At 48.0% G+C, this 15745-nt stretch carries 18 protein-coding genes and 1 riboswitch; of the genes, 6 read left to right on the forward strand and 12 right to left on the reverse strand.

Annotated features, from left to right (window positions below):
* Positions 1–190: 190 nt before the first annotated feature.
* Positions 191–970, reverse strand: a complete 780-nt coding sequence (locus tag A7975_RS05290; RefSeq protein ID WP_053376110.1) for a Cof-type HAD-IIB family hydrolase — start codon at positions 968–970, stop codon at positions 191–193.
* 126 nt (positions 971–1096) lie between these two features.
* On the reverse strand, positions 1097–1840 hold the full coding sequence (locus A7975_RS05295) for an RNA polymerase sigma factor (protein ID WP_065384395.1): 744 nt from the start codon (positions 1838–1840) through the stop codon (positions 1097–1099).
* 184 nt (positions 1841–2024) lie between these two features.
* Between A7975_RS05295 and clpP the strand changes: the two genes are divergently transcribed.
* Positions 2025–2609 (forward strand): ATP-dependent Clp endopeptidase proteolytic subunit ClpP, encoded by a 585-nt coding sequence (clpP, locus tag A7975_RS05300; protein ID WP_053376112.1) that lies wholly within the window; start codon positions 2025–2027, stop codon positions 2607–2609.
* Here clpP and A7975_RS05305 read toward each other — a convergent pair.
* Together A7975_RS05305 and A7975_RS05310 are read right to left on the reverse strand one after the other, a co-directional pair.
* Entirely contained in the window at positions 2596–3498 is a 903-nt protein-coding gene (locus tag A7975_RS05305; RefSeq protein WP_065384396.1) for an NAD(P)/FAD-dependent oxidoreductase, read from the reverse strand. The two genes, clpP and A7975_RS05305, sit on opposite strands and share 14 nt — an antisense overlap.
* A gap of 142 nt (positions 3499–3640) precedes the next feature.
* Positions 3641–4582, reverse strand: a complete 942-nt coding sequence (locus A7975_RS05310) for an EamA family transporter (protein ID WP_065384397.1) — start codon at positions 4580–4582, stop codon at positions 3641–3643.
* 79 nt (positions 4583–4661) lie between these two features.
* A riboswitch (purine riboswitch) is annotated at positions 4662–4770 on the reverse strand.
* Positions 4771–4949: 179 nt separating this feature from the next.
* On the opposite strand from A7975_RS05310, the gene A7975_RS05315 reads away from it, so the two are divergent.
* On the forward strand, positions 4950–7001 hold the full coding sequence (locus A7975_RS05315) for a molybdopterin-containing oxidoreductase family protein (protein WP_065384398.1): 2052 nt from the start codon (positions 4950–4952) through the stop codon (positions 6999–7001).
* A gap of 77 nt (positions 7002–7078) precedes the next feature.
* On the opposite strand, the gene A7975_RS05320 is transcribed toward A7975_RS05315, so the two are convergent.
* The 4 genes from A7975_RS05320 to aroC form a co-directional block, all read right to left on the reverse strand.
* Entirely contained in the window at positions 7079–7684 is a 606-nt protein-coding gene (locus A7975_RS05320) for an NAD(P)-dependent oxidoreductase (protein WP_053376116.1), read from the reverse strand.
* Positions 7685–7833: 149 nt separating this feature from the next.
* Positions 7834–8370, reverse strand: coding sequence for a GNAT family N-acetyltransferase (locus A7975_RS05325; RefSeq protein ID WP_053376119.1), 537 nt, complete (start codon positions 8368–8370; stop codon positions 7834–7836).
* Between the two features lie 148 nt (positions 8371–8518).
* Positions 8519–9487 carry a 2-hydroxyacid dehydrogenase gene (locus tag A7975_RS05330; RefSeq protein WP_053376120.1) on the reverse strand — a complete coding sequence of 323 codons (969 nt, stop codon included), beginning with the start codon at positions 9485–9487 and terminating at the stop codon, positions 8519–8521.
* A gap of 110 nt (positions 9488–9597) precedes the next feature.
* Positions 9598–10653 (reverse strand): chorismate synthase, encoded by a 1056-nt coding sequence (aroC, locus tag A7975_RS05335; RefSeq protein ID WP_065384399.1) that lies wholly within the window; start codon positions 10651–10653, stop codon positions 9598–9600.
* 116 nt (positions 10654–10769) lie between these two features.
* Here aroC and A7975_RS05340 point away from each other — a divergent pair, with 116 nt between their 5' ends.
* Positions 10770–11648, forward strand: coding sequence for a LysR family transcriptional regulator (locus A7975_RS05340; RefSeq protein ID WP_065384400.1), 879 nt, complete (start codon positions 10770–10772; stop codon positions 11646–11648).
* A 50-nt stretch (positions 11649–11698) separates the two neighbouring features.
* Here A7975_RS05340 and A7975_RS05345 read toward each other — a convergent pair whose 3' ends face one another.
* Positions 11699–12721 carry an NADH:flavin oxidoreductase/NADH oxidase gene (locus A7975_RS05345; protein WP_065384401.1) on the reverse strand — a complete coding sequence of 341 codons (1023 nt, stop codon included), beginning with the start codon at positions 12719–12721 and terminating at the stop codon, positions 11699–11701.
* A 165-nt stretch (positions 12722–12886) separates the two neighbouring features.
* Here A7975_RS05345 and A7975_RS05350 point away from each other — a divergent pair, with 165 nt between their 5' ends.
* Positions 12887–13225, forward strand: a complete 339-nt coding sequence (locus tag A7975_RS05350; RefSeq protein ID WP_053376124.1) for a winged helix-turn-helix transcriptional regulator — start codon at positions 12887–12889, stop codon at positions 13223–13225.
* 62 nt (positions 13226–13287) lie between these two features.
* On the opposite strand, the gene A7975_RS05355 is transcribed toward A7975_RS05350, so the two are convergent.
* Entirely contained in the window at positions 13288–13512 is a 225-nt protein-coding gene (locus A7975_RS05355; RefSeq protein ID WP_065384402.1) for an S-layer homology domain-containing protein, read from the reverse strand.
* 224 nt (positions 13513–13736) lie between these two features.
* Here A7975_RS05355 and trhO point away from each other — a divergent pair, with 224 nt between their 5' ends.
* The gene (gene trhO / locus A7975_RS05360; RefSeq protein ID WP_065384834.1) at positions 13737–14636 is read left to right on the forward strand and encodes an oxygen-dependent tRNA uridine(34) hydroxylase TrhO; all 900 of its coding nucleotides are present in this window, start codon (positions 13737–13739) and stop codon (positions 14634–14636) included.
* 279 nt (positions 14637–14915) lie between these two features.
* Here trhO and A7975_RS35345 read toward each other — a convergent pair whose 3' ends face one another.
* Both A7975_RS35345 and A7975_RS05365 read right to left on the reverse strand, forming a co-directional pair.
* Positions 14916–15080: a Ger(x)C family spore germination C-terminal domain-containing protein gene (locus tag A7975_RS35345; RefSeq protein ID WP_082197981.1), complete on the reverse strand. Its 165-nt coding sequence runs from the start codon at positions 15078–15080 to the stop codon at positions 14916–14918.
* Positions 15040–15420 (reverse strand): spore germination protein, encoded by a 381-nt coding sequence (locus A7975_RS05365; protein WP_065384403.1) that lies wholly within the window; start codon positions 15418–15420, stop codon positions 15040–15042. The genes A7975_RS35345 and A7975_RS05365 overlap by 41 nt, the downstream gene beginning before the upstream one ends.
* A gap of 164 nt (positions 15421–15584) precedes the next feature.
* On the opposite strand from A7975_RS05365, the gene A7975_RS33995 reads away from it, so the two are divergent.
* Positions 15585–15731 carry a hypothetical protein gene (locus A7975_RS33995; protein WP_176707668.1) on the forward strand — a complete coding sequence of 49 codons (147 nt, stop codon included), beginning with the start codon at positions 15585–15587 and terminating at the stop codon, positions 15729–15731.
* The last annotated feature ends 14 nt before the right edge of the window (positions 15732–15745 follow it).

The raw sequence follows: 15745 nt of genomic DNA on the forward strand, positions 1-15745 counted from the left end.
GGAGACCTTGCGGTCTCCTCCATCAGGGTGATCTCCGTTTAAACGGAGATCACCTCCATGTTGTTAATCAAATCGATCAGCTCCTTTCCTTATCATTTGTCGGCCCGACTTCATCAGTATATACCGTCTGCCGCTTCCCCTGAAAGTGTAAGAACATTTATAAATAAACTTTACCAAAGTAGTCTGAGACCTAGCTCTTCAGCAAGCCCAGCATTTTCAAGCCATGCATAATCCCATCCTCCGTAACATCCTTCGTTACGTAACGAGCCGCTCGCTTTACTTCGTCAGACGCATTGCCCATCGCAACGCTATGATGGACGTATTGCAGCATTTCGAGATCGTTGACCCCATCGCCAAAAGCATATACATCCTCATTTTTGAATCCTGCACGTTCAATAATCGCTTGGATGCCTCTGGCCTTTGAGCCGCCAGGCGGCAGCAAATCACTTCCGTACAGATGCCAGCGAATAAATCCGAGCTCAGAGAAGTTTTCTTTGTAGTAGCCCTCATCCTCTTCCTTGCAATAAAGCAGGCATTGATAAATCTCTTTTCCAATGTAATAATCCGGATCCAATGGCGGAAGCTTTAACTTTAAGGCTTCATCGCTGTCATCCGAATACGCGGTTTGGTCCGTGCTTGACCGCATTCCATCTGGCGTCATATATACGAGTGGATGCTTGTTCGCTATCGAGATGCGGGAAAGCTCGGCTAAGCGTGCGGGTTCTATCGCATGGCTATATACCACTTCATCGTTATAGACGACGTAAGAGCCATTAAAGCTCACGTAAGAATGGATGTTAAGCGCTTCGCTTATTGGCTTCAGCATAAACGGACCCCTGCCTGTCGCAATCACGATGTCATGGCCAGCCTCTCTCAATTCCGCAATCGCTTGCTCCGTTGATGCAGGAATTTTTTTCGCATGATCAACCAATGTCCCGTCTATATCAAAAAAAACCAGCTTCTTTGTCATAAGTTTTTTGCCTCAATCCTATTGTCTTTCCTTTTATTATAGCCCATAGGCGGAAGGCGCGTCACATTCGGAAAAACAAAATAAACCAACGCCAATCGGCATCGGTTTATTTGATTAGAACAAAACTTATGCAGCCATCTGAACGCTGTAATGGCTTCTAGCTTGGACAAGGGTCTGTTGTTTGCGGCTGACGGCTTGCAGCCTGCGGTTTTGGACGATTCCCGTAATGATAGCGGTGTCTGTAACATCACGCTGCGCTAGCTCGACGAGCAGTTCCAGATCGCCTGTCTGATAAGCCATTGCCATCTCTCTCAGCAGAAAACCCCTATCCTCAACCACTTTGAAATCCTGTGAATCGGATGCCAGCTCGCCCCTAACCGCGTGCAAGGCCTCCCTCGCACGATGAAGCGCTGCTTTGATCGCTCCAGTAGTCGTATGCAGCAGCTCAGCCGTTTCTGCAATTGAATAATCCAAAGCATCCCGCAGCAGAAATACGGTTCGCTGGAGTGGCGATAAGTGGCGCATGAGCGCAAGAAGAGCTTCCTCTAGCCCCAATGTGCTTGTATCTGGCTTTGATTCCTCTTGCATATCTTGTTTGATGATACGTTCATAGTGGTTCTGCCGTCGTATTTGGTCGATCCAAGTATTTTTAGCAATTCGCAGCAATAATGCTTCAGGGTTTGTATGCGCGGTATCGGAATGGATTGCGGCCCGCATTCCTTTGAGCCATGTGTCCTGGGCTAAATCCTCAGCATCCCACTTTGATCCTGTAAGCGACAAGCAATACCGAAGGACGCTTTCCTGCAGCTTCTGGGTGCGCTCTTCGGTGTTTTGTTGTTTCGTATTTTGATTTGTATTCGCAACAATCATCTCATCCTGCCTCCTCAGCTCTATCCCGCCTTACGCTAGGTAAAGGGAGTTCTCCTTACTTTAGTAAACGAATGAAGCTACTTAAAGGATACGCGATATTAAAAATATTTTCACCCGTATCCTTTGGCGGCAGCTAATCGTTTACAAGTCGTAAGCATCCAAAACCATGCAGGAGGTTAAAATGATGAGTAATTATGTTCCTTATGTAGTAGAGCAATCGAGCCGAGGCGAAAGGTCATACGATATTTATTCCAGGCTGCTAAGAGATCGAATTGTGTTCTTGGGCTCGGCCATTGACGATAACGTTGCTAATAGCATCATCGCCCAATTATTGTTTCTAACGGCGGAAGACCCAGGCAAAGAAATATCGATGTACATCAACAGTCCTGGCGGTTCCACATCGGCCGGCTTCGCTATCCTGGATACGATGCAATTCGTGAAGCCGCCCGTGCATACGATTTGTACCGGCTTTGCCGCTTCCTTCGCGGCTATCCTCTTGCTCGCTGGCGAGAAAGGACATCGCTCCGCTCTGCCAAACAGTGAAATCATGATCCATCAGCCGCATGGCGGCGTTCAAGGCCAAGCCAGCGACATAGCGATCAGTGCCAATCGGATATTGAACATTCGGGCTAAATTAAATCAGATCTCTGCCGAGAAAACCGGCCAGCCTTTAGAAAAAATCGAAAAGGACATGGATCGGGACTATTTTATGACTTCGGAGGAAGCGCTCGAATACGGAATCATCGACAAGGTGATTACATCGATGTAGCGATTAAGCTTTTATGAATCCAAATGGCGGCTTGACTGCCGTCTCCCATCGCTATGGTTACCATCTCGGAGTGGGCGGCGACATCTCCAGCCGCCCATACATTCCTCACGCTTGTGAGCTTCGTTCGCGGATCAACAATGATATGCTTATTGTCCATTAGCTCTACGCCAAGCTGCTTCGCAAAACCAGAGCGCACTTCGTTGCCGCCGAATGCGACAAAACATCGCTCGCAAGCTAATGTTGAACCATCTTCCAACACAATGCCATTGAACTGCGCCTGCTCTGCATTCACCGATTGGATCGCTTGTTCTATGTATGGAATGCCTTTGTCCGCTAGTAGATCGAGCAGTTCACGATCGACCGGTGAACGTTCATGATTGATATAGATCAGATCCGAGGTCCAATGTGTAAGCGTGAGCGCCATGCGCGCACCGGCATTTCCTGCTCCCAGCACTAACGTTTGTTGATCTGCTACCTCATATCCATCACAATCCGGACAAATATAGGCGCTGATCCCTAAGCAAGGGATTAGCTCGGGGAAACTCGGAATTCGGTCCTTCACGCCTGTAGCAATCAACAGCCTTTTACAGCGAAAACTTACCTCATCAGCCGTGTGCAGCAACAGGCCGTCTTCCGCTTTCTCTGCACGGACAACAACTGCTTTAATGAAATGAATGCCCAACTGCTCAGCCTGTTGTCTCCCTAACGCGAGAAGCTCGGCACCTCCAATTCCAATTGGAAAACCGATCAGGTTATGATAGCTTCTGCACATCGTTGATCGTCCTTCGGCTGCGTCAATGACAGCTACGTTATGACGATATCTTCCTAGTTGGATAGCCGCTTGCAAGCCCGCAAACCCACCGCCTACAATTATACAGTCATATTGCATGGTTGCTCCTCCTGCCAAGCCAGCATTTGTATGCACGATCGAATGATTATTTATTATTGTTGGAATTAGCCCTTGTTATTCAATCCATAGGATCAAAAAAAAGCCAGCTGCTCTTGTGAAAAGAGCAAGCTGGCTTTCTTATTCATTGAAGGCTTAGTTTTCTTCTTCGTTTCAACAGCTCCGGAAGCGCAATGCCTACGAGGACGACAATTACGCCGGTCCATTGCAAGGCGCTCACATGCTCATTAAGGACGAACGAGGAAAGCAGCACCGCTACCGGAAGCTCCGAAGCGCCAAGTATGCCTGCCATTCCCTCGCCAATATGAGGCACTCCTACTGCGAATAGTACAGGCGGAATAAAAGCGCCGAACATGCCGAGCAGGAAACCGTAGAGCATCAAATCTCCAAAGATGAGGCCATTAAACAAAAACGCCGGCGGGAATAATATAAACACAAGTACCATGCCGCCTGTGATCATCCATACGCTGCGATAAGCCGGATGTACGGCAGGAACGGCTTTGCCGCTGAATAAAATGAACAAGGAATAACTTACAGCTGACAGGAGGCCTAACACAACGCCCATTATATTGAACTTGCCTGTTCCTTGCTCGATAATGCCGGCGGCTAGCATCGTTCCGCCAAATAAGATGGCTATCGTGAAAAACATGATGCCGTTAGGACGCTTCTTCTGGCTTACCGCTTGAATCAGTACGCCGATCCACGTGAATTGGAATAATAAAATGATTGCTAATGAGGCCGGAATGTATCGAAGCGACTGGTAATACAGCAGGCCGGTAATCGCCGTCGGCATCCCGGCTGCCATTAAGATTAGACGGTGCTTCCACGTCAGCTTCGTCATCGTTTTTGGAGCCGCTCCGACTTCATTGCGTGTGCTTGCTCCCCTGCCTCGCTTCTCGCGCCATTTCATAAAGAGCGCAAGCGCCCACGCTAGAATAAAGCCCGTCAGCAGCTGGCTGCCGACAACTTCGCCTAATTTATAGCCATCCCCATAAGCAAGAACGACGATCGTTGATAAGATGCCGTAGCTTGCAGCCCCTAAAAATACCGATAAAATATATTTCATCTGTCTAAATTCCCCTCTCTGCTTGTTGTAAATCGTCATATAAACACAAAAAAATCCTAACGACGAATATAGGATCATTCGCAAATGATCACATATTCGTAGTTAGGAAGTTAAGGCTCCCCGTAGAAACCCTCACCCTGTTCAAGCAATTGCCGTGAGGTTATACGAACTATTTTATTGTGCGGTTACGTGTTTAGCATATCGAATATTACATGACAAGTAAGGTTCTGTCAATAGATATTTATCTGGGAAATCGGACTTTTCAAAAAAGGAATGAACGGTTCTATGCGAAATAGGTCAAAAATCGGTATGGCCTATGGTATGATAAGTAGGCATTATTTTGGATATAGGATGGAGTGATCGACTTATGAGCACAGCGACGATAAATGGAACGGTACGTTCCGTATGCCCCTTCGATTGTCCTGATACTTGCGGGCTCAGCGTTACCTTCGAAGAAGGGAAAATAACAAAAATTACTGGCGACACGGAGCATCCCGTCACTCGCGGTGCGATATGCAACAAGGTTAGACAATTGAATGACCGGGTCTATCATCCTGAGCGGCTTCTCTACCCGTTGCGCCGCACGGGACCCAAAGGGACGTTGTCTTTTGAGCGGATTACTTGGGAAGAAGCCTACGATGAAATTACGGCACGCATGAAGAGCATCATAGCAGAGCAAGGCGCGGAGGCGATATTGCCTTATAGCTTTTATGGCAATATGGGCGTCCTTAATGCGGAAGGCATGGATCGCCGTTTCTTCCACCGGCTCGGAGCGAGCAGGCTTGACCGTACCATCTGCAACGCTGCCGGATCAAAAGGATATTCCTATACGATGGGCGGCTCGATCGGCATTGACCCTGAGGATACGGTGCATACGAAGCTATTTATTATTTGGGGCTGCAATTTGGTATCGACGAATATGCATCAGACGATGCTGGCAACGGAGGCTCGCAAAAACGGCGCAACGATTATTCATATCGATGTGCACCGCAACCGCACCTCCGCATGGGCGGACCGCTTCATACACGTTCGTCCGGGCAGCGACGCCGCACTTGCGCTTGGCTTGATGCATGTCATTATCCGCGACGGTCTTGCAGATCAGGCGTTTCTAGAGCAGCATGCAATTGGCTATGAAGAGCTGGTACAGCAAGCAGCCGAATACACGCCTGAGCGCGTAGAGGAAATTACGGGCGTACCAGCAGCGGAGATTGAGGAGCTTGGCCGGCTTTATGGTACAACCACCCCTTCTTTTATTCGTATCGGCAACGGCCTGCAGCATCATGACAACGGCGGCATGATCGTAAGAACGATATCGTGTTTGCCTGCGCTTACCGGTCAATGGGCCGTTCGCGGAGGCGGCGCGATGAAGGGTAACAGCTGGTACTCGCGTCTTAACGGCGAGAAGATCGAGCGGCCAGATTTAATGCCTGATCCAGACGTTCGCACCGTCAGCATGAACCAACTTGGCGAAGCGCTGCTTGACTTGACGCCGCCGGTTCAAATGCTGTTCGTTTATAACAGCAATCCAGCTGTCGTAGCGCCGGATCAGAACCGGGTAAGAGAAGGTCTTATGCGCAGCGACCTCTTTACGGTCACGCATGATTTATTTTTGACAGACACCTGCAAATACTCGGATATCGTGCTTCCGGCAACGTCACATTTTGAAAATCTAGATTTATACACGTCCTATTGGCATCTTTATTTGCAGCTTCACGAGCCTATCATGGAGCCGGCCGGCGAATGCAAATCCAACTTTACGCTCTTTAAGGAATTAGCGCTTAAGCTAGGCTTCGAGCCCGAGGTATTTGACATTTCTGAGGAGCAAATGATTAACGAAGCGCTCGACGGCAATCATAACCCGTTCCTTCAAGGCATTACATTTGATGAGCTGAAAAAAAATACGTGGATGAAAGCCGGAAACCATCAGCTCCCTCCGCTTACGTCCATCATTCCAACGGCTTCCGGCAAAATCGAGCTATACTCAGAAGCCATGCTTCAAAACGGCTTGCCTCCTGTACCGCAATATACGCCGTTGCGAGAGCCGGAAACGTATCCGTTTCTGCTGACGACTGGTCCAAACCACAGCTTCATCAATTCGACGTTCGCCAATCAGGAACGTTTGCAAAAGCTTGAAAAGGAACCTTTGCTTCACATGCATCACGAAAATGCAGAAGCGCTTGGCCTTTCGGACGGAGAACGCGTAAAAATCCGAAACGATCGCGGCGAGGTGGAAATGACCGTGCGAATCGGCAGCGATGTGCTGCCAGGCGTACTCGTTACGCAAGGCTTATGGTGGGACGATGAACGCAAAGGGCATCAAGCAGTCAATTCGCTTACTCCCCAGCGGTTAGCAGACATGGGCGGCGGAGCTACCTTCTTTTCCAACCGTGTGGAAGTGTTGAAATTAAATCAAACCTAAATGCTGCTGCAAGTGAAAAAAACCTGAGATCCTTTTACGAGGAATTCAGGTTTTTTCTGCTATGCTGGTTCATGGAATTAATAAGAGATGCCAACACGCTCGCGAATAAACGTATTGTTCAAATAAGCGGCAACCGCAAGCTCTGCGGTATCGGCAAAAGATATTTGCGAGCCTCCTGTTGGCAGCACGTCTTTCCGTACGCGATATTCACCTTTTTGCTCCAAAGAAACAAGTCTCGTTGGGCAAATAATCGTCCACTGCAAATCGGATCGAGATAATGCAGCGTAAACCTGTTCATGCTCTTTGGCGGCATCGTGATTAACCCTTTTGTTTTCGGTCGACTGGTATCTTAACAACTCAGGCTGCAGCTCGCTCTGCAAAATGCCGGCAGTTCCAATCGTGACTAGCCTGCTGAGCTTTAACTTCTGCATTGCAGCGATTACATGCTCCATTCCACGAATAAGCGTACCGTTGCCTTCCGTGTTCAAGGAGCAAATTACGCCATCGACGCCTGTCATCGCCTCGAGCACGTCTTGTTCATTTCGAACGTCGCCAAGGTAGCTCCCTGGCCCCAACTGCTCAGGCAAGCGTACGAAAAGCCTCATTTGAATCTCCTTTTCTTCCAATATTCGCCGAATATGTTGACCGGTACTTCCGGTTGAACCAATAAGAAGCAGCTTCATGTGATATATAACCCCTTTTAGATGATCATCGTTCCGTCATGTGTTCTGCTTCAATCATTCCTTAGATGAGCTGAAATGTAAAGAAGTATAAAAAAAGAAGCTGCCTCCCATGGTCAATAACCAGGGGGGCAGCCTCATTCACGTCGTTCTCAAACCGTTTGGCTTGATTGATTAGATAAATAGCTCTCATACAAAGCTGGGCTAACGATCTTTCTTAAGAGATGCATCGGGCCGTCGCCGTTATTGAAGTCGAACACATGAATGCGCTCATAGCCTCTGCGTTCATACATAGGAAGCAGCCAAGGATGCTTCTCAGCGGTTGCCAGCGTGACGGCTGCTGCTCCTACCTTGCCTTGGATAATGTTTTGCTCTACCCAAGTCAACAGCTTGTCGCCCAATCCGGAACCTTGGTAAGCGGGATCTACGGCAAACCACTTCACGAATGGAAAGTCGGTAACCGCCTTTACCTCTTCGCCTTTCGATAGCGTAATCGTCGCGGCAATTACGCCGTCAACCTCAAGGACATAACATTCGTTATTTTTGATGTTATCCTGAATTAGTGCCAAATCTGCATGGGCAGCAGGCCAGCTAAGCTCCAGCTCCCTGATTGTGACATATGCCTCATAAGTAACGTGCAGCAGCCTCTCTGCATCCTCAATAGTAGCTAAACGATACACTTCGCTCATCTATTTCACCTCTGCGCCGAATGGTAGGTTCATCAAAGCCAATATTATCTATCGGATTTGTATGTATTATACTTTACCATCCCATTCGCTCGGCAGCCAATAGAGATTTTCTATCGATCGATTAAGAAAAAGAATGAATCCGCTCGTCCTATTTGAGTTCGTCTACGATACAAGCAGGTGTTTGTCCTGTTAGCGCACTGACTAAATTTTGCGCTGCGAGCATCGCCATATCGAATCTCGTTTGGGTTGTAGCAGAGCCGATATGCGGCAGCGTCAACACGTTTGCCATAGTTAGAAACGGATGATCGGCATCGATTGGCTCCTTCTCATAGACATCCAGACCGGCAGCTGCGATCGATCCTGACTGAAGCGCTTCAATTAATGCCTGTTCATCTACGGTTTGGCCACGGGAGATATTAATAAAAATCGAGCTTGGTTTCATTATATTAAACTCGTTTTGTCCAATTAGCTTGTTCGTTGCTGCCGTTAAAGGCGCTAGCAGCACAACAAAGTCCGAGGAAGCGAGCAGCTCATGCAATTCTGAATACTTAACGCCAAGCTTCTCTTCAGCTTCCGGCTTCCGGCTCCGATTGTAATAGACTACTTCCATATCAAAACCAAACTTAGCGCGCCGCGCAACGGCTTCGCCGATCCGGCCCATGCCGATGATGCCAAGCTTGGCATGATGAACATCTGTGCCGAACAGCTTGATGCCGTCGCCTGACTTCCATTGTCCGTCTTTCACGTAGCGGTCAAGCTCGGCAACGCGTCTTGCTGTTCCCAGTATGAGAGCGAACGCCAGATCCGCAACCGTATCGTTTAATACATGAGGCGTATTCGTTCCGATAATACCCCGTTCCTTCATGGCTGCAAGGTCAAAATGGTTGTACCCTACGCTTATGCTGCTGACTACCTTAAGATGAGGAGCATGCTCCAGCAATTCGGCATCAATTTTCATGCCTGCTGTCAGCAGCCCGCTCGCTTTAGCGAGTTTTTCGTGCAGCAACGTACGCGGGATTGGAGCCGCTTCTTCCCACTTATCGATAATGCAATGCTCGGCTATGTATGCCTCTACCTCTGCTGGCACTTTGCGATCAATAAAAACAGTTGGTTTCATTCACATTCTCCTCTCGGCTTATGTCATCTATAAGCATATCATAAGAAGAGGGAAGCGCGTGCTGCCCGCAAGAAGTTAATCTTGGCTGGCAGACGGCTTCCCTCTGTCATTCATTCATGCATAGCAGCTTGACGCTTGATAAGATCCTCGACTACGATGCAAGCCATCGCTTCGACGACGGGAATAATACGCGGACAAATACATGGATCATGGCGGCCAATCGTTTCGATCTGTTTTTCCTGTCCATAAATATCAATGGTGTTCTGCGGTAGAGAAATGGAAGAGGTTGGCTTAACCGCAATCCGAAATACAATCTCTTCTCCCGTGCTAATGCCGCCAATAATGCCGCCCGCATGATTGGTTAAAAATCCGTCTTTGCTCATCTCGTCATTATGCTCGCTGCCCAGCATCTCAGCCGCCGCAAATCCGGCGCCGAATTCGATGCCTTTTACCGCGCCAATCGACAGCATCGCCTTCGCAAGCTCGGCGTCCAGCTTGTCAAATACGGGCTCGCCAATTCCTGGCTTTACCCCTCTAATTCTGCATTCCACGATACCGCCGCAGCTATCTCCCACCGACGCCAAATGCTCGATTTTCTCAATCATACGCTTAGCCGCTTCCGGGTCACAAGCACGAACCGCATTTTTCTCAATTTCGTCCTCATGGAACGTTTCGCATTTGATGCCGCCAATTTCCGTCGTGTATGCGACAACGCTAATGCCTTTATTTTCGAGAAGCTTGCGTGCTACCGCGCCGCCAGCAACACGTCCCGCTGTCTCTCTACCCGAAGCTCTCCCGCTTCCGCGGTGATCGCGCAGGCCGTATTTCTGCAAATACGTATAATCCGCGTGGCCTGGGCGAAAAGAGTATTGAATATCGCTATAGGCATCAGGCCTCATATCTTTGTTGTGAAGCATAATAAAAAGCGGTGTTCCCGTCGTTTTTCCTTCGAACATGCCTGAAAGGATGCTGATAATATCATATTCCTTGCGCGGCGAAGTTACTGAGGACTGACCGGGTTTTCTTCGATCCATTTGTGTTTGAATATATTGTTCATCCAGCTCGACGCCTGGCGTCACGCCATCTACGATGACGCCTACCGCTTCGCCATGCGACTCGCCAAAGGTTGTTATTTTAAAGCTGCTGCCGTATGTGCTTCCTGCCATTACTTGTTCCTCCCTGGACTATGCTTTGACGCATTCGTATGATGTCCATTATAATTTTGAAAGTGAAATAAATGAAATCAAAATATAGACTTGTTGACATAGAGAGGATTGATATCATGCAAATGAACATGGAGTGGTATCGCATATTTTTGCATACGGCAAAATTAGGCAATTTGACAAAAGCCGCGCAGGAGCTTCATATTACGCAGCCTTCGGTCAGCTATGCCATAAAGCAATTGGAAGCCCAGCTTGAGGTCAAGCTGTTTGACCGGCTGTCCAAAGGCGTGAAGCTTACGCCGGAAGGCGAAGAGGTGCTTGGATATGTTGAAAAATCTTTCACTGCGCTTCAAGCGGGCGAGCACAGGCTGCAATCTCTAAAAAATCTTTCCGCCGGCGAGCTCCGAATCGGCGCAAGCGGTCCTATTATTAAGCATTTGCTTCTGCCCCTGCTTGATACCTTTCATGCTGATCATCCTGCCGTACGCATTCGGCTCTCCCAAGGGAAAACATCGGATATTCGGGCACGGTTAAAAGCCGGCCAGATTGATATTGGGCTTGTTCATATGCCTACTTCTGATCATGAACTGGACGTTCATCACCTTACAGATATTCAGAGCTGCTTCGTGGCAGGACAAGCCTACCAGCAGTATTCGAATGAACCTTTAACGGCGCTGGCGCTTTCCCGCATTCCGCTTCTTCTGCTCTCGGAGGGAAGCAGTACAAGAGCATTTGTCGAGCAGTGGTTCACCGCCCAAGGTGTGCAAGCCGAGGCCGATATGGAGCTTAGCAGCATGGACATGCTTATTGAGCTTGCCGGACGAGGCTACGGAGCTGCGTTCGTCACGCAATCGTTCGTCAAGGAAGAACTGGACAGCGGAAAGCTGCTGCAATTGTGTACGATTCAGCCGATTCCCAATCGCTCCGTCGGCTTTGCCATCCGCCGTGACAGCTCCTTGCCGTTAGTCGCCAGCCGTTTTCTCGAGCTTCTCCGCTAATGGCAAAGAGCCTCTCCGCATGCAGAGAGACTCTTCTTTTCTATCTCATATTATGCTCTGCCGTATTGCTTCGGCGGCGTTACTTCGCCTTTAACGGCTTGTATCGCATGAATGGCCCAGTACGGATCACGCAGCATACCGCGGGCTACCGCTACCAAGTCCGCATCTTCACTTGCAATGGTTGCTTCAGCCAGCTTCGGATCTTCCAGCATGCCAACGGCAATAACCGGAACGTTTAAAGCTTGCTTGATTGCACGGGCAAATGGTACCTGATAACCAGGATAATTGCCAGGCTTACGCGTCCCAGCCGGTCCTTCGCCGCCTGTTGATACGTGGAACACATCGACGCCTGCTTCAAGGTACTGCTTGCTCAGTTCAATGCTGTGGCTAAGATCATAGCCGTTATCCATATATTCGATAGCTGAAATTCGCAAAATAAGCGGCATATCTGCCGGCATCTCGCTTTTCACCGCTTGGATGACTTCAATGCCGAACTTCGCATAATTTTGCCCATACTCATCTTCGCGGACATTTATGCCAGGCGATTGGAATTGATGCACCAAGTAGCCGTGAGCGCCGTGGATTTCAATCGTATCGACGCCCGCTTCAACCGCTCTTCTAGCTGCATCCTTAAATTGGTTCACGATGACTTTGATTTCATCGACAGTAAGCGGCTTAGGCGTTTTGTATTCAGGACCCGCCGAGATCGCCGATGGGCCGACAGGCTGCACCGCGTCTTCCGCTTTACGTCCGGCGTGCGCAATTTGAATGCCTACTTTTGCGCCATATTTATGTGCTTCATCAATAATTCGTTTAAATGCCGGCACCTGCTCGTCTGACCATAATCCAAGATCATGATTTGTGATCCGTCCATCTGGATCAACGTCCGTCATTTCCATTATAATAAGTCCAGCACCGCCAACTGCACGGGATACGTAGTGCACATAATGCCACTCATTCGGGACACCATCCATCGCATCCACAGAGTATTGGCACATCGGCGCCATAACGATTCTGTTTTTTAGCTCAAGATTTTTGAGTGTAAAGGGTGTATTTAAATGTTTTACGGTCATGCGACTCTCTCCTTTGAGTGATTCTATATTTAGATTTCCTAGCTCTAATGTAACCACAGTTAATCAATAAAAGAAAGTAGTGATCTTTTTTTCACATAGTTTCCGAAAAGTTACTTTTGTATTATACTTGGGATTATCCATAAAAATAATGAAGGAGCTGGTCCAATGAATGAGCTTAATCCACTCGTTTTAAAGCGTGGAACGCCTGGTGTCCCTTGCGTCATCGGCGACGTGTTGGACATTATCGGCAACAAGTGGACCTTTCTCATTATTAGAGATCTGCTGGTCGACCATACGCTGCGTTTCAGTGAATTGATGAAATCGCTTGAAGGCATAAGTCCCAAGACGCTGTCGCTTCGATTAAAGGTCCTTGAAGAGCAGGGCATCGTCAGCCGGACCATTTATCCGGAGGTTCCCCCAAGAGTAGAATACACCATAACGGACAAAGGTAAACGGCTTGAGCCGGTTTTTATTGAGCTCAAGCGATTCGGGCTTACCTTGTAAAAAACTTATCTCGCCAAAAAAAGTCTCTACCTCGCAGGTAGAGACTTTTCGTTGTTAGACATCTACATTACGTTTTTTAAATAATCCAGCAAGTTAAGCACGATCTTCAGCGCTTCCGCACGCGTTGCAAATTCTCCCGGCGCAAATCGATTATTTCCTCTGCCATGGATTAGTTTATGGTTGCCTGCCCGGAATGTATGATCAGGATATCTTCTGTGCAGAAGCTTCTTAAGGTTTTTTGAATAGTATAGCGCCCGGGAATCGATAGGAAGAGCGCGCTTCGCCATTTCTAATGACTCTCTAGCGGTCCGGAGCCGAGCATGCAGCCGGCAGCAAACACAATAAAATGACGATCATCCCTTTTTTCATATAAGCCCTCCTCGATGTACGTTCGCTTCATATTGGCTTCTAGCAATAAAAGGTTCGGAAAATGTTATCGGTTGAATTTTCGGGTAAAGTCAACTATAATATAGTATGGTTTTTATTTGTTTACCGGAAAGGAAAGACTACGATGAGCGACGCTAATCCATATCGAATTTTATTGTATTATAAATTTGTAGCCGTACCTGATGCAGAGCAATTTGCTGCTGAGCATCTTGCATATTGCAAGCAATTAAATGTGAAGGGCCGTATCCTTATTGCCGATGAAGGCATTAACGGCACGCTCTCAGGCACTGTTGAGCAAACGGAGCAATACATGGCGCATTTGCGTGCCAACCCGCTATTTGCGGACATCGTATTCAAGATCGATGAAGCCGACCAGCATGCTTTCAAAAAAATATTTGTCCGATACAAGAAAGAGCTTGTTACGCTTCGTTATGACAAGCCGTTGGATCCGAACACGCTAAGCGGCACTCGTCTATCTCCTAAAGAGTTTCACGAATATTTGCAAAGAGAAGATGTCATCGTGCTGGATGGCCGAAGCGACTACGAATATGACCTCGGACATTTCCGCAATGCGATTAGACCTGATTTGGAAACGTTCAAGGAATTTCCGGAATGGCTTCGCGCGAACATGGCGGAGTTTAAGGACAAGCCGATTCTTACGTACTGTACTGGCGGAATCCGCTGTGAGAAGCTCACAGGCGTCATGATGAGCGAGGGTTTCAGTGACGTGTATCAATTAGAAGGCGGCATTGTCACCTACGGCAAGGATGAGGAAGTGCAAGGCAAGCTGTTTGACGGCAAATGCTACGTCTTTGATGAGCGAACTTCCGTTGTGATCAATCAAACGGATGAAGCGGTAGTCGTTGGCAAATGCCACCACTGCCAGCAGCCGGCAGACACGTACATTAACTGTGCGGATGATTCCTGCCACCTTCAGCATATCGTATGCGAAGAATGCCAAGAAACCAAACATGGCTTCTGCTCTACTGCATGCGAGGAACATGTTGTCAGCGTAAATGCTTAAGCAAGAACATAAAAGCCGTGCTTCGATGATGAAGCACGGCTTTGTTTTGGCATCACAGGGATCAACATCGAGATTTTGGGCTGCTCAAGCCTTAAATCGCTGCTTCATTGCGGAGATCACATATACGGCAAAAGGAAACAGCAAAAAACCGGTAATAATATAAAACGTTCCGGCTCTCGCGATGAATCCCCCCACCATCTGAAAATCTTTGGCAGCCAAAACGTGCACAGCAGCATAAGCCAGCATAATGGCATGATAAGCACTTCCGGTTTCGTTAATTCAAGCGTCTCCGATGCTCCACTGCTTCGAATCATATTTTCGGAACTGTTCGCCAAAACCGAGCACATCCGTATTGTATTTCTTTTGGAGCAATTGCAACGATTTTTGAATGTTGGTTTCTACCTCATTCGGAAAGCGAGAAAATAAACGCTTTAGCAGCACCATCAACTAGCAATACCGCGTTATCCAGCGTCAACTGATCCATAATTTCGCCAAAGGTATCTATTTCACTGGAGCTAAAGCCTGTCACTTCTTGTTCTATAAGCAAAGAGCGCTTCGCTGGATCCGATATATCCCAGTTTTGCATCTCCAGCCGTATTTCATTTAATTGTTCCTCGTTCGTTAAGCCATTAAAATAAAGGAACAACCCCGGTACTTCTCCCCCAAGCCTGAAATGAATAAAGGCTGCATCGCTGCAATTCTCCAGCAAGGCTTCAACCTGCCGGCGGGACTGCTCTAACTGAGAAGGTACGACCTGGCATATTTCCATAACGGTTTCGCTCATCGGTTAAAATCCCCTTGTTCATATAGGCTGGATAGTCTGCTTATTATTTTCCAGAACTACATTTCCTATCCAGCCCTTCTGAAACGGAAGGTTAATTAGGCGGAACTTGGTTAACCTAATCTTGCCGTAAAGTATAGGGCAATCAAGCATGTGGAGGTTATCCGATGGCTCGCAACAAAAACAAGTCCATTCCAAGCAAAAATCAGGCTTTTGAAGCAAGCTCCAGAGAAGCGGAAAATAATGTCGCTGCCTCGACAGATGAGAATCGCAATCAAAAAGGCCATGTGCCTAACAGCCCTTCTACCGGCTAGCTGAGGCGCAGAAC

It is taken from the genome of Bacillus sp. FJAT-26390, assembly GCF_001682865.1.
Taxonomy (GTDB): domain Bacteria; phylum Bacillota; class Bacilli; order Paenibacillales; family Paenibacillaceae; genus Pristimantibacillus.